13 protein-coding genes are annotated in these 12617 nt (G+C 71.3%); 5 read left to right on the top strand and 8 right to left on the bottom strand.

Annotated features, from left to right (window positions below; all coding sequences use genetic code 11):
* Positions 1–321: 321 nt before the first annotated feature.
* Genes IG75_RS0100175 through IG75_RS39655 form a run of 3 tightly spaced genes read right to left on the bottom strand, consistent with a single transcriptional unit; the run spans position 322 to position 3139 of the window.
* Positions 322–1170 carry a hypothetical protein gene (locus tag IG75_RS0100175; RefSeq protein WP_030519060.1) on the bottom strand — a complete coding sequence of 283 codons (849 nt, stop codon included), beginning with the start codon at positions 1168–1170 and terminating at the stop codon, positions 322–324.
* A 56-nt stretch (positions 1171–1226) separates the two neighbouring features.
* Positions 1227–1901: an alpha/beta fold hydrolase gene (locus IG75_RS39660; RefSeq protein WP_030519059.1), complete on the bottom strand. Its 675-nt coding sequence runs from the start codon at positions 1899–1901 to the stop codon at positions 1227–1229.
* Positions 1901–3139, bottom strand: coding sequence for a YbfB/YjiJ family MFS transporter (locus IG75_RS39655; RefSeq protein WP_051714018.1), 1239 nt, complete (start codon positions 3137–3139; stop codon positions 1901–1903). Before IG75_RS39655 ends, IG75_RS39660 begins: the two co-directional genes overlap by 1 nt.
* Before the next feature lie 74 nt (positions 3140–3213).
* Here IG75_RS39655 and IG75_RS0100160 point away from each other — a divergent pair, with 74 nt between their 5' ends.
* Positions 3214–3810: a TetR/AcrR family transcriptional regulator gene (locus IG75_RS0100160; protein ID WP_030519057.1), complete on the top strand. Its 597-nt coding sequence runs from the start codon at positions 3214–3216 to the stop codon at positions 3808–3810.
* A gap of 139 nt (positions 3811–3949) precedes the next feature.
* Positions 3950–4933 (top strand): phosphatase PAP2 family protein, encoded by a 984-nt coding sequence (locus IG75_RS0100155; RefSeq protein WP_373863734.1) that lies wholly within the window; start codon positions 3950–3952, stop codon positions 4931–4933.
* Here IG75_RS0100155 and IG75_RS0100150 read toward each other — a convergent pair.
* Positions 4930–5532 carry a TetR/AcrR family transcriptional regulator gene (locus tag IG75_RS0100150; protein WP_030519055.1) on the bottom strand — a complete coding sequence of 201 codons (603 nt, stop codon included), beginning with the start codon at positions 5530–5532 and terminating at the stop codon, positions 4930–4932. The two genes, IG75_RS0100155 and IG75_RS0100150, sit on opposite strands and share 4 nt — an antisense overlap.
* Before the next feature lie 104 nt (positions 5533–5636).
* Between IG75_RS0100150 and IG75_RS0100145 the strand changes: the two genes are divergently transcribed.
* From IG75_RS0100145 to IG75_RS0100135, 3 genes are read left to right on the top strand one after another with little or no spacing between them, the layout of a single operon-like run.
* On the top strand, positions 5637–6449 hold the full coding sequence (locus tag IG75_RS0100145; protein WP_030519054.1) for an SDR family NAD(P)-dependent oxidoreductase: 813 nt from the start codon (positions 5637–5639) through the stop codon (positions 6447–6449).
* On the top strand, positions 6446–7273 hold the full coding sequence (locus tag IG75_RS0100140; RefSeq protein WP_030519053.1) for a TIGR03619 family F420-dependent LLM class oxidoreductase: 828 nt from the start codon (positions 6446–6448) through the stop codon (positions 7271–7273). Before IG75_RS0100145 ends, IG75_RS0100140 begins: the two co-directional genes overlap by 4 nt.
* A 20-nt stretch (positions 7274–7293) precedes the next feature.
* The gene (locus IG75_RS0100135) at positions 7294–7779 is read left to right on the top strand and encodes a nuclear transport factor 2 family protein (protein ID WP_030519052.1); all 486 of its coding nucleotides are present in this window, start codon (positions 7294–7296) and stop codon (positions 7777–7779) included.
* A 42-nt stretch (positions 7780–7821) separates the two neighbouring features.
* Here IG75_RS0100135 and IG75_RS0100130 read toward each other — a convergent pair whose 3' ends face one another.
* The 4 genes from IG75_RS0100130 to IG75_RS0100115 all read right to left on the bottom strand — a co-directional run bounded on the left by IG75_RS0100130 (position 7822) and on the right by IG75_RS0100115 (position 12613).
* Entirely contained in the window at positions 7822–9180 is a 1359-nt protein-coding gene (locus IG75_RS0100130) for an LLM class flavin-dependent oxidoreductase (protein ID WP_030519051.1), read from the bottom strand.
* Between the two features lie 118 nt (positions 9181–9298).
* Positions 9299–10825: an ABC transporter ATP-binding protein gene (locus tag IG75_RS0100125; RefSeq protein WP_063834101.1), complete on the bottom strand. Its 1527-nt coding sequence runs from the start codon at positions 10823–10825 to the stop codon at positions 9299–9301.
* Positions 10818–11642: an ABC transporter permease gene (locus IG75_RS0100120; protein WP_030519049.1), complete on the bottom strand. Its 825-nt coding sequence runs from the start codon at positions 11640–11642 to the stop codon at positions 10818–10820. Before IG75_RS0100120 ends, IG75_RS0100125 begins: the two co-directional genes overlap by 8 nt.
* Positions 11639–12613 carry an ABC transporter permease gene (locus tag IG75_RS0100115; protein WP_051714014.1) on the bottom strand — a complete coding sequence of 325 codons (975 nt, stop codon included), beginning with the start codon at positions 12611–12613 and terminating at the stop codon, positions 11639–11641. The genes IG75_RS0100120 and IG75_RS0100115 overlap by 4 nt, the downstream gene beginning before the upstream one ends.
* Positions 12614–12617: the final 4 nt, after the last annotated feature.

The raw sequence follows: 12617 nt of genomic DNA, 5'->3' as shown, positions 1-12617 counted from the left end.
ACCTTCCTGAACGGGAGGACATCACACACGGAAACCGATCGAGCGCCGACCATTACAGCCGAACGGCCGCCGGTGCCCCCGCCGACGCGCCGGTATCCACTGCGGAAAATGCGGGCCCGCTGGATGTTCGGGCCGCGCGCCGCCGCGACTCCGCCGTCCGGCATACCCTCTGACCAGCCGATACGAACAGGACAGCGGGCCACGCCCACCGTCGCCGCCGCGCGAAGCCCGCCAACGCCCCTTCTCGCCTGGTGACGACCGGAGCGGCACGGGCCGTTGCCCCACCGCGACGCGCTCGACTCCGCCCCCTCGGCGGCCGGATCAGCGCTTGCGCCGCCGGGCCCGTTCCAGTTCGACCGTCGCCGCCCGGACCGCGTCCCGGGCGGCGCGCTCTGCGTTGCGGGCGAATCGGTGCCGGTCTTCCACCGCGGCGAGTTCGTCGCGGAGTTCGGTCAGCCGCGCGGTGGTGGCCTCGAGGTGTTCGGCAGCACGCTGTGCTTCCTTCTCGGCGGCGGTGAGGGCCTCGCGCGCGGCGGTTTCCGCGGCGCGCAGTTCTTCCTGCGCGCGCTGCCGGTCCGCCTCGGCACGCGCGGCGCGCGCGTGTTCGGCCTCGGTGGGTTCGGCGGCCTTTTTCTTCCGCCGGGTCTCGGCACCGGCGGCCTTCGGCTTGTCCCGGACCACCGACAGATCCGGCTCCACCGGGCCGAAGCCCGCATAGCTCTGCGCGGTGGCCAGGGTGCCGGCGCGGACCTGCTCGCCGATATCGGAATCGGCCAGGGCGGCGGTCAGCGTCTCACTCACCTGACGCAGTACCGCCTCGGAAACGGGCCGGCCCTGGTCGGCGGCGACCTCGCCCGCCCGTTCGGCCAAGGCGTCCACCACCTGCCGGCGCTGCCGGGTCAGTTCGCGCAGCCGGGCACCGGACAGTTGCCGCTGCGCCGTCCGCAGGTCGGCGCCGAGCTGGAGCAGGGAGTCCACCTCGCGGGGCGCCGCACGCACGAGTGCGTTCACCGCCCACGCCGCGACCGTGGGTTTGCGCAGGGCCGTGATCGCGGCCGCCAGTTCCCGATCCCCGGATTCCTTCGCCGCACCGGCGCGGGCGTCACGCGCGGCGACGAACTCCGCGGGCGCCAGCCCGTACAGGTCGGCGGCCACCTCGCCCAGGCTCATACCGCCCGAGCCTAGCCGCGCAGGGAGTGCCCGGGCCGGTGGTATACGCGAGCGGGTCAGCGCGGCTCGATCGTGCCGCGGAGGATCCGCAGCAGGCCCTCGGGATCGTCCCGCATCAGGTTGTGCCCACCGTCCAGCGCGTACGTGGTCCACCCGGGGTCACGGCCCAGGCGCGCGTGCACTCCGGTGAACGGTGAGGGTGTTTCCCATCCGGCGGCGTAGACGTAGGTCCGGCTCCGGATGTGGGCGAGGTCGCCCTCCAGCGCCAACGGCTGGAGCACCGACGCCAGCGGATGCGGCGTGGCCCTGGGGTCGAAGAACGGGAGCGGCCGGACGGCGTCGCCGGTGTCCACCACATCCAGGTACCACCGATGCTCCTGCTCCGAAACGAGATCCCAGCAGGAGTCGCCGTGCTCGGGGACCGTGGCGTCCACGTACACCAGTGCCGCGACCCGATCCGGCGCGCGGTCCGCCGCCCCGGTGATCACCATGCCTCCGTAGCTGTGGCCGACGAGTACCGCGTCGCGGACGCTCTCGGCCGCCAGCATCGCGGTGACATCCTCGATATGGGTGTCGAGGTTCACCCCGGCACGGCGCAGGTGGCCGCGTTCACCGACCCCGGTCAGCGTCAACGGCAGTACCCGGTGCCCTTCTTCGCGAAGCCGGTGGGTGATGCCCTCGAAACACCACCCGCCGTGGCACATACCGGGAATCAGGACGAATATCGCCATCAGTGTTCGTTCTCCTTCGGGGTTCGGCCGGGAAGGGGCCGGGCCGCCGCGACGATCGAGCCGAGGCCGCAGAGCAGGACCGTCCACCACACGGGCGCGGTGGCGCCGAGGTGATCGGCGAGCGCGCCGGCCGCCCAGGGGCCCACGGTCTGCCCGGCCGCGAAAACAGCGGTGCAGCAGGCGAGCGTGGGGGTCCAATCCGCAGGCCGGATGTGGTTCTTGACAATGGCGGTGACGACCGCGGGAACGGTCATGAACGTCGCTCCGTAGACCGCCGAGGCGGTGCCGGTGACCGCGGCGTTCGGGGAGATCAGGATGAGCGCCGCGCCGCCGCTCAGCGCGGCCAGTACGCCGGCCAGGACCCGATTACCGGGTCGGCGCGCGATCGGCCGGCGCCACAGCGCGGGTCCGATGATCACCCCGAGTCCCACGGTGACCCATACGCCCACGACCTCGGCGGTCGAGGCCGACCGGCCCAGCAGGTACGCGGACAGGAAAGTGATGTAGGTGATGTACCCGGCCGCGAACAATGCATAGGCCGGCACGGTCGACCGCAGCGCGCGCCACCGCACGCGCCCCCCGCTCGGGGCGATCGGGACCGGCGCACCGCCGGCGGACCAGCTCACCGCGGCGGCCACGGCCGCGGCCACACCGAGGCCGAACCACGCGAACTGCCAGTGGCTCTCCGTCAGCGGAAGGCCGATACCGCTCAGCACGATTCCCAGTCCGGTCCCGGCGAAGTACACCGTGATGGGCGTACTCGAGGCGGTCCGCACCGCGAGGTGGGAGGCGATGACGCCACCACTGATGAATACCGCCGCGCCCGCGGCACCGGCGGCGGCCCGCAGTATGAGCAGGAGCAGGTAGCCGCCGCTACCGGTGGCGGCCAGCGCCGCGGCGGTGAGCACCATACCGCCGCGGAAGACCCATATCGCGCCGAGGCGCCGGGTGAGCAGGGGTGTCGCCAGCGCCCCCAGCAGATAGCCGAGGCCGTTCGCGGTGGCCGGTATCCCGGCGGCCGCCGCGCTCCAGCCCTGCTCGTCGCGCATCACCGGTAGCAGCAGACCGTAGGCGAAACGGGCGAATCCGAGTGCCGATGCGGTGCCGAACGCCAGGCACACCGCCTGCCGCAGCGCCGGGCCCGGCGTGACGGGCACCGGCGATCCGCGGCTGCCGGACGGCGGGATCTCCGCACGCGTCCGGATCCCGCGCGGTGGAACGCCGACGACTTCCGACATGGGACTCCTAGATGGTACCGATCAGTTCCATCGCAGGATAGCAGTACATCGAACCAATCGGTACCATCGAATCTATGCCAGTAGCCAAGGGCTCCACCATCGATCCGGCCCGCACCCGGGCCGCCGTCATCGATGCCGCCGCTCCGCTGCTCTACGACCGCGGAATCGACGGTGTCGGTGTCGCCGAACTGTGCAAGCGCCTGGGAATTTCGAAGGAGACGCTGTACCGGCACTTCGGCACCAAGGACGGGCTCGTGCACGCCGTACTCGAAGCACGCAGCGACCGGGTGATCGCGTGGCTGACCGCGGCGGCCGCGGCGGCGGGCGGCGACCCCGCGGATCGCCTGGCCGCCGTCTTCGGGGCGCTGGGCGAGTGGTACCTCGAACCGGACTTCCGCGGCTGCGCCATGATCAACGCCGCGACCCAGCACTACGAACCCGAGGTCCGGGCGATCACGGCCCGGCATCTGGACCGGTGCCTCGCACTGTTCACCGATATCGCCGCCCGGGCCGGTTCCGCGGCACCGGATGATCTGGGCCGCCGACTGCTCTTCCTGATGGAGGGCGCGACCGCGGTGGCGGCACACCGGGGCCCGGACCACGTCCGCGAACAAGCCTGTACCGCCGCGCTTTCCCTCCTGAACGCGGCCGCTCCCGGATACCACGACTGATCCCGGACGCGACCGGTTGCCCGCATCGCACCCGGCGGCGGCCTACCGGGGCGCGTTCACCCCGCGCTGAGCGGCCCCATGCGGCGGTCTCGATCATGCGTCGTTTCCGCAGGTCGCGACGGCGACTCCGGGTCGGTTGATGAAAACTGTGGGGATGGGTGCGCCCGCCACGGAGGTACCGGCCGCGCAACGGCATCGCAGGCTGCTGCGCAGTGGGGTGTGGTCGGGGTATCTGCTCGCGCTTCTCGTGGTCACCGTGCTCTTCGGCCCGCCGACCCAGCGGATCTATCAGGCACTGTGGATCGTCGTGGGGATCGCGGCCTTCGCACCGGATCGTCCGTGGCGGGATCAGGTACGCATTCTCGTCGACTGGGTTCCGCTGATCGCCGCACTCGTCGTCTACGACCACAGCCGCGGTATCGCCAACACCCTCGGGATGCCGCTGCGGGTCCACGAACCGGTCGTGGTGGAACGCGCCCTGTTCGGCGGGGCCGTGCCCACGGTGTGGTTACAGGAGCAGCTGGACGGTGACGGCGGGCCGCCCTGGTGGACCGTGCTCACCGGCCTCGTCTACACCAGCCATTTCCTGGTGCCCTGGCTGGTCGCCGCGATTTTCTACGTCCTGTCACGGGAGCGCTGGTCGAAATATATGCGCCGGATCCTGCTGCTGTCCTATCTCGGTCTGGTGACCTATGTCCTGCTGCCCGCCGCGCCGCCTTGGTACGCCGCCCGCGCCGGGGTGATCCCGGCCGAGATCCACCGGAGCACAGGTTTCGGGTTCCGGCTGTACTCGGTCGATATCGGCGCGGACTGGCTGGCCGCGCACAGTAATCCCGTCGCCGCGATCCCGTCGCTGCACGCGGGCTTCGCACTGCTGGTCGCGATCGCGCTATGGCCGTGGGCCCGGCACTGGTGGTGGCGGGTCCCGTTGGCCGTCTTCCCCGTGACAATGGGTTTCACCCTGGTCTACGGCGGTGAGCACTATGTGATCGATGTGCTGCTGGGCTGGGTGTACGTCGGGCTGGCGATCGGGCTGGCCACCGCCTGGGAGCGGCGCCGCGCACCGGCCGGACCGGCCCCGGCGCCCACAGTCGCGGCACCGGGCGGGGACCGCGGCGGCTAGCCGGCCGGACCGCGGGATGCCCAGGGTTCCAGCAGCAGAGTGGCGGCCCGGCGCATATCGGCCACCGCCTGTTCCGCACTCAGCTGACCCGCCGTAGCCCAGGTCAGGATGCCGTAGGCGCACTGTTCGGCGAGCCGGGCCAGCTGCTGGTCCGCCTCGTCCGCTGCACCGATACCGGCGGCGGCGAGGATGCGGTCGCGCAGCGTGGTGTCGACCGCCACCGGCCCGGCCGAGCGCACGGCATTCGCCGACACCAGCATGGCGCGGCCGAGCAGCGGGCGCCGGAGCAGCCCGGTCACCGCCGATTCGAGTAGGTCGGCCACGGCACCCACCGGATCGCCCGGTACCGCCTCCGGAACGGGAAGGTCCGCGACGGCCGATTCGAGCACGCCCGAGTAGAGATGATGTTTGGACGGGTAGTAGCGGTACAGCGTCCCCAGCGCCACCCCGGCCGCCGCGGCGATATCGGACATCTGAACGTGTTCGAGGCCCTGTTCGGCACCGAGCCGGGCGGCGGCGCGCAGGATGGCACGCCGGCGTTCGCGCTGGGGCGTGGTGGTCGGCCGGCCCGGCTCCCGGGGTTCGGCAATCCGCGGCACTGGATACCTCCGTTCGGAAAACTAGAATTCACTCTAGTATTTCCGCGCCGCCGGTTGTAGAACTGGGTGTGGTCCGATCCCGAATTCCGAACGGAGACCCAGCTATGACCCCTGTCGATCCCGGGCGCTACGGCCCGTGGGCCGTGATCACCGGCGGTTCCGAAGGCGTGGGCCGGTCGTTCGCCCGGCAGCTCGCGGAATCCGGTATCCACCTGCTGCTGGTGGCCCGGCGGGCCGGTCCGCTCGAAGACACGGCCGCGGAATGCCGGGCCCTGGGCGTGACGGTCCGCACCCTGGCCGCCGACCTCACCCACCCGGACGCCACGGCGGCGGTGCTCGACGCGGTCGCCGATGTCGAGGTCGGGTTGCTGGTCCACAACGCCGGCGCCAACACCCACAGCGCCGAGTTCCTCGACGGTGACCCGGCGGCCTTCCAGCGTGTCGTCGAACTCAACATCACCACCCCGCTGGCGCTGATCGCCGGGTTCGGGGCCGCGATGCGCGACCGGCGGCGCGGCGGGATCCTGCTGGTGGGTTCGCTGGCCGGCTATCTGGGGTCGCGGCGGCACACGGTCTACGGCGGAGTGAAGGCATTCGGCCGGATCTTCGCCGAAGGCCTCTGGCTCGAACTGCGCGAACACGACGTGGACGTCCTCGAACTCGTCCTCGGGGTCACCCGCACCCCGGCGATGCAGCGGGTGGGCCTGGACTTCGACATCCCCGGAATGCCGGTCTCCGAACCCGACGAGGTCGCGACGGAAGGTCTCGCGGCACTGGGCCGGGGCCCGGTCCACGTTATCGGCGCCCATGAGAGGCTCGCGGCCCGGCGCAGCGACCCTGATCGCGCCGCGGCCGTGCTGGGAGCGGACCGGATGATGCGCCGGCTCATCGGCGCGGCCGAAGACCCGCCGCGGTGAGAGTCGGGCTGTCCACCCCGATCGTGGTCCGGACACCCGGTACGGCCTCACCCTGGGAATCCGGGGGCGGCACCGCCGAACTCGTCCGGATCGCCGAACTCGCCGACGAGCTCGGTTTCGATCATCTGACCTGCTCCGAGCACATCGCGGTCCCGGCGGCCGATACCGCGACCCGCGGATCGGCCTACTGGGATCCGCTGGCGACACTGTCTTATCTCGCGGCGCGAACCGGCCGGATCCGCTTGGCGACCTCGGTCGTCGTGCTGGGGTACCACCATCCACTCGCGCTGGCCAAGCGTTACGGCACCCTCGATCGGCTCAGCGGCGGCCGGGTGGTGCTCGGGGTCGGCGTCGGCTCCCTGGAAGCCGAATTCGCCCTGCTCCGGGCCGAATGGCCGGATCGCGGTGCCGCCGCGGACCGCGCTCTCGAGCAATTACGGGCCGCATGGGGGCGCCGGGAGGTCGGCGATTTCGTCGTCGACCCGCCCGCCACTTCGACCACGGCGCCGCTGTGGATCGGCGGCCGCACCCGCCGTTCGCTGCGCCGGGCCGTGACCCTGGGCGTGGGCTGGGTGCCGTTCGGTCTGTCCGCGGACACGCTGGCGGCGCACCTGGCCGCGGTACCCCCGCCGCCCGGTTTCGAGGTGGTACTGAGCCCGGGCCGGGCCCTGGACCCGCTCGCCGATTCCGCCGGCACCCGGCGGCGGCTGACCCGATTGCGCGATATCGGCGCCACCGTGGCCGGCTGCGCTCTGCGGGCCACCGATATCGACCACTACTGCGAGCAGCTCACGGCGCTACACGAGATAGCCGAGCCGCTCTGAACGCGACAGAAAGGACAGCTATGGACGAGGATCGGTTCGCGCGCCTGGAGATACGGGTGCGCCGGCTCGAGGACGAGGTCGAGATCACCCGGCTGCTCGCCTCCTACGGCCCGTTCGTCGATGCCGGGGCCGCCCCGGACGTGGCGAACCTGTGGACCGAGGACGGTGAATACGATGTCGAGGGCTGGTCGATGCGCAGTCGCGCGGATATCCACTCGATGGTCGAATCGGCGGCGCACCACTCCCTGATCGACGCGGGCTGTGCGCATTTCCTCGGACCGGCGCGGGTCGTCGTCGACGGCGATACGGCCACGGCGGTCTGCGAATCGCTGCTGGTGCGCCGGTACGACGACGGTTACCGGGTGTGGCGGGCGGGGGCGAACAGTTTCCGGCTCACCCGCACCCCACACGGCTGGCGGATCACCCGCCGCGTCACCCGGGCGCTCGACGGTGGCCCGCAGGCCCGGGACCTGTTGCGGACGAACAGCTCCGCGACGGCGGACTGAACCGCACGGGACCCGGCCGCACCGGGCCCCGGCGGGCAGTACTCAGCCGGCGACGGTGGACGGGCGCGCGACCGGGGTCAGCGAGGCCGGGCCGAGGCCCAGATGGTCGCGCAGCGTGGTACCGGTGTACTCGGTCCGGAACAGGCCGCGACGCCGCAGTTCGGGTACCACGAAGTCGACGAAATCGTGGAAGGTGCCCGGCGCCTGGGCCGCGGAGAGGATATAGCCGTCGGCCTCGCCCCCGGTGAAACCGGCTTCGATCTGATCGGCGATCTGCTCGGCGGTGCCGACGAACTGCGGCAGCAGCACACCCTGGGCGTACAGCTTGCCGATATCGCGCAGGGTGAGGTTCTCGGTGGCGCCGAGCCGGCGGGCCACCTCGAAAAGCCCCTGCGTACCCGGGACAACCAGATCCTCGATCGGCGCGTCCAGATCGTAGCGGGAGAAATCGTGATCGGTGTGCACCGAGAGCGTGATGAGACCGGAGACCGGGTCGGCGAGTTCGTTGTGGAAAGCCTGCTTCTCCCGGGCGATGGCCTCGGTCTCACCGACGAACGGCACGAACGACGGGAAGATCTTGATGTCGTCGGGATTGCGGCCGAAGTTCACCGCCCGCGATTTCACATCGTCGTAGTAGGCGCGGCGGCCTTCGGGCGTCGGATCGATCTCGAAGATCGCCTCCGCCCAGCGCGCGGCGAAATCCTTGCCCACCGGCGAGGAACCGGCCTGGATGAGCACCGGCCGGCTCTGCGGGGACCGCGGCACGGTCAGCGGGCCGCGGGTCTTGAACCAGGTGCCCTCGTGGTCCACGGTCCGAACCTTGTCGGGATCGGCGAATACACCGGTGCCCTTGTCCTGGACCAGAGCGTCGGTATCCCAGCTGCCCCAGAGTTTGTAGGCGACTTCGAGGAATTCCTGGGCCCGTTCGTACCGCTCGTCGTGCCCGAGATGGTCCTGGGCCCCGAAATTCTGCGCCTCGGCCTGGTTCAGCGAGGTCACCACGTTCCAGCCGGCCCGGCCGCCGGAGAGATGGTCGAGGGTCGCGAAGATCCGGGCCACCTCGTAGGGATGGAAGTACGTGGTGGATTTGGTGATCGCCAGCCCGAGCCGGTCGGTCACATTCGCCAGGCCGGCGGCGACCAGCGACGGATCGAGTGTCGCCGACGCCTGGGTACCGCTGCGCAGCGGTACCCGGATATCGTTGCCGTAGCGGACCGGGGTGGCCAGCAGATCGGCGAAGAACAAGAAATCGAATGTGCCCCGTTCCAGGGTCTGCGCCACCCGCCGGTAGTAGCCGGGACCCAGATAGTCGGTTTCCGAGGCGGGGTGGCGCCACGCCGCGTGCGAATGCGTGACATGCGAGGCGATCAGAAAGCCTGCCAGATGGAGTTCACGAGTCACGGTCGCCTCCTCGGCGGTACGGGCCGCTGCCGGCCGGCAGTGGACGCGCCGGCGCGGTCGCACGCATGCTGCAGGTTTGCTGTCACAGCGACGAGTCTCGGCGGCCGCCGGCCGCGCGTCACCGATTGCGCTCGAGCTGATGTTGGTAAGCGGAACGCCCGGGCGCCACACCGTCGGCCCGCATCAGCCGGGCCAGGATCTCCGTGCGGGGGCCTGCGAACAGGTCCGCGGGCGGGCCGAGTTCAGCGATCCGCGCGCCGTCCAGCACCGCGATGCGATCGCAGCGAACCAGCCGGCCGCGCAGATCGTGGCTGATCGACACCACCGTCGCACCGCTGCGGGCGCGGTAGTCGTCCAACCGGTCCAGGACGCGCCGGGCGGTGGGTTCGTCGAGCGCGGTGGTCACTTCGTCGCACAGCAGCAACCGCGGACCGGCCAACAGCGCCCGTGCCAGTGCGGCACGCTGCAGTTGCCCACCGGAGAGCCCGGCCGGCGGCCGTCCGGCCTGTGCCCCGTCGATCCCGAACTCCGCGAGCAGATCCATGGCGGCGGACCGGGCGGCCGTACCGGTCATCCCGCACAGTCCGGTGCCCGTCGCGGCGACCTGATCGAGGACGCTACGGCGGGTGTCGAAGGAGGCCGCCGACTCCTGCCACACATATTGGATACGGGCGAGTTGCCGGCGCGACCTGCGCCGCAACACCGGTAGCCGTTCCCCCCACGCCACGATCGCCCCGGCGTCCGGACGGGTGAGCCCGGCGATACAGCGGGCCAGCGTCGTCTTACCCGCGCCCGACAACCCGACGAGCCCGAGATGTTCGCCGGGGTGCAGGTCCAGGTCCACGCGGTCGAGAACCGGGCGGCCGCGGCGGCCCACTGTCAGGCCGTGGATTCGCACGGCGGGCTCGGCGGGCGGGCGAGCGGCCGCCGGTGGCGGGGAAACCGGATCCGGTTCGATCGCCCCGTCCGCGGTGAGCCGCCCGTCACGTACGAACAGGACACGGTCACCGAGCCGTTCGACGGCGAACGAATCGTGGGTGATCAGCACCACCGCGGTACCTGCCGCGCGCACACCGCTCAATCCGGTGAGCAGGGCGGCCCGCGCGAGCGCATCCAGTCCGGCCGTCGGCTCGTCGACCACGAGCACATCGGGGCGGCCCGCCAGCACCTGCGCCAGCGCCAGTCGCACTCGCTCGCCGCCGGAGAACTCGAACGGGTACTTCCGTAGCGCCCGGTCGAGTTCGCGGTCGTCGAGGTGGAAGGCCGCGGTGGCCAGGAGCCGGGCGATCCCCGCCCGCCGCTGCGGCCCGCGCAACCGGCCGCCGCCCGCGCGCCGGTGCGTCAACCCGACCAGTTCGCCCAGGGCCGCACCGATCCGGCGCGCCGGGTTGAGTGTGGATGCCGCGTGCTGCGGCAGGTACCCGACCCGGACGCCCGGGGCCCGGTGGACCGCGCCGGCCAGTTCGATCCCGGGGCCCACCGCATCGGCCAGCGCGGTCGCGATGGTCGTCTTCCCCGCGCCCGAGGGCCCGAACAACGCCACGATCTGCCCGGCCCCGATATCGAATCCGATATCGCGCAGGATCACCGCCTCGCCGGCGCGGGCACTCAGCGCGCGCACCGAGATCAGTTGCCGGTCAGCCATGGCCACCCGCCCGGCGTAGACCTTTCGCCGCGACGGCACGCGGATCGGCGAGCAGATCGTCCACCAGGAGATTGGTGCCGACCACCAGCAGCACGATCAACGCACCGGGCAGGACCACCGACCACGGCGCGATCAGCAGCGCGTCCTTGTTCGCCGCCACCGACACCGCCCAATCGGTGGAGGTGGTGTCGAATCCGAGTCCGAGGAAATTGGCGGACGCGAGGAAATAGACGGCCGCGGTGAAGCGGACCCCGAAATCGGCCGCGAGCGGCCGTGAGATCTCCCGCGCCGCATAACTCCCGTACCGGAACGACCGGCTCTGCCCCTGCATGCGCAGCGTGTCCATCACCGGCCCGTGCACCACACCGGCCGCCGCCGCCCGGACGAACCGCGCGATCGGCGCCACCAGCGCCAGCCCGATCGCGCAGGCGATCACCACCGCCGAACCGCGGCCGCGCAGCGCCGCCACCATGATGATCAGCAGCGACGGAATACACAGCAGCACATCGATCGGGCGCATCAGCAGATCGTCGAGCCAGACCCGCGGCGCGGCCGCCGCGGCCATCCCGATCAGGAACCCCACCAGATATGCCCCGAGCACGGTCAGCAGTCCGGTCAGGAGAAAGGTCTGACCGCCGGTGAGCGCGGCCGCCAGGACATCCCGCCCGAGCCGGTCGGTGCCCAGCGGCGACCATTCGGACGGGCCGAACGGTGTCGCGCGTTCGGCCGGCGCGGCGCGGGCGAGCACCGGACCGGCGATCACGAAGACCAGCGGTACCGCGATCAGCGCCGAGTACAACCACCGCCGCATACTCATCCGCGCTGCTCCGCCGCCCTCTGCGGGTTCATCCGGTACCCCGCCATATCGATCAGTGTGTTGACCACCACCGCGAGGGTGCCGGTGACCGCGACGATCGCCAGGATCACCGGATCGTCCCGGTTGCCGATGGCTCCGATCAGTTCCGACGCGATACCCGGCACCGCGAAAACCGCTTCGACGATCAGCACTCCCGACAGCAGCCCGTCGCCGGTGCGGCCGAATTCCTGCATCGCCGGGGCGAGGGCGTTGGGTGCGATATGCCGGGCCAGCAGCGATACCCGTCCCACTCCCAGGCGGCGGGCCGCGGCGATATACGGCCGGTCCAGTACATCGATGACGCCCGCCCGCACCAACCGCACCAGCGGGGCCGCCACCCGGGCCACGGTGACGACCAGCGGCAGCACCAGATATTCGGGCCGGGCCGCCAGCGCGGCCGGATCGACGCCGAGGAAGGTCGCGGGCAGCAGATCGAGTCGGATCGACAGGAAGGTCACCAGCAGGACCGCGAGGACGAAATCGGGAATCGAATCGAATCCGATACTGATCGCGGTGATCACGCGGTCGCGCGCCGAACCGGGACGCGTTCCCGCCGCGAAACCCGCGGTCACCGCGAGGGGCACCAGCAGGACCAACGCCGACCCGGCGAGCAGCGCGGTGACCAGGAACGGGCCCGCGATCACGGTGCCGACCGGTGCGCCACTGGCATAGGAGGTGCCGAAATCCCCGCGCACCGCGGCGCCGAGCCAGTCGAGGAACCGGGTGACCGGTGCGACATCGAGACCGAGCAGCTGCCGGGCGGTTTGCTGCTGCGCCTCGCTCAGGATGGTGTTGTTCTGGATATCGGCGGCATCGCCCGGCAGCAGCAGCGACAGTACGAACACCAGGACCAGCAGCACCAGCAACTGCCCGGCGCCCAACCCGGCCCGGCGCAGCAGCAGGCGCGGCAACGGCCGTGAATTCCCGGCCATCGGG

This window comes from Nocardia rhamnosiphila NBRC 108938, from assembly GCF_000720425.1.
Classification (GTDB): Bacteria; Actinomycetota; Actinomycetes; order Mycobacteriales; family Mycobacteriaceae; genus Nocardia; species Nocardia rhamnosiphila.
The sequence above is the reverse complement of the archived record's forward strand: the minus strand, read 5'-3'. Positions and strand labels throughout refer to the sequence as shown.

Bases quoted from the DNA above. Each gene is read 5' to 3' on its own strand.
- IG75_RS0100175 (WP_030519060.1), bottom strand. From the start codon at position 1,170: ATGAGCCTGGGCGAGGTGGCCGCCGACCTGTACGGGCTGGCGCCCGCG.
- IG75_RS39660 (WP_030519059.1), bottom strand. From the start codon at position 1,901: ATGGCGATATTCGTCCTGATTCCCGGTATGTGCCACGGCGGGTGGTGT.
- IG75_RS39655 (WP_051714018.1), bottom strand. From the start codon at position 3,139: ATGTCGGAAGTCGTCGGCGTTCCACCGCGCGGGATCCGGACGCGTGCG.
- IG75_RS0100160 (WP_030519057.1), top strand. From the start codon at position 3,214: ATGCCAGTAGCCAAGGGCTCCACCATCGATCCGGCCCGCACCCGGGCC.
- IG75_RS0100155 (WP_373863734.1), top strand. From the start codon at position 3,950: ATGAAAACTGTGGGGATGGGTGCGCCCGCCACGGAGGTACCGGCCGCG.
- IG75_RS0100145 (WP_030519054.1), top strand. From the start codon at position 5,637: ATGACCCCTGTCGATCCCGGGCGCTACGGCCCGTGGGCCGTGATCACC.
- IG75_RS0100135 (WP_030519052.1), top strand. From the start codon at position 7,294: ATGGACGAGGATCGGTTCGCGCGCCTGGAGATACGGGTGCGCCGGCTC.
- IG75_RS0100125 (WP_063834101.1), bottom strand. From the start codon at position 10,825: ATGGCTGACCGGCAACTGATCTCGGTGCGCGCGCTGAGTGCCCGCGCC.
- IG75_RS0100120 (WP_030519049.1), bottom strand. From the start codon at position 11,642: ATGAGTATGCGGCGGTGGTTGTACTCGGCGCTGATCGCGGTACCGCTG.
- IG75_RS0100115 (WP_051714014.1), bottom strand. From the start codon at position 12,613: ATGGCCGGGAATTCACGGCCGTTGCCGCGCCTGCTGCTGCGCCGGGCC.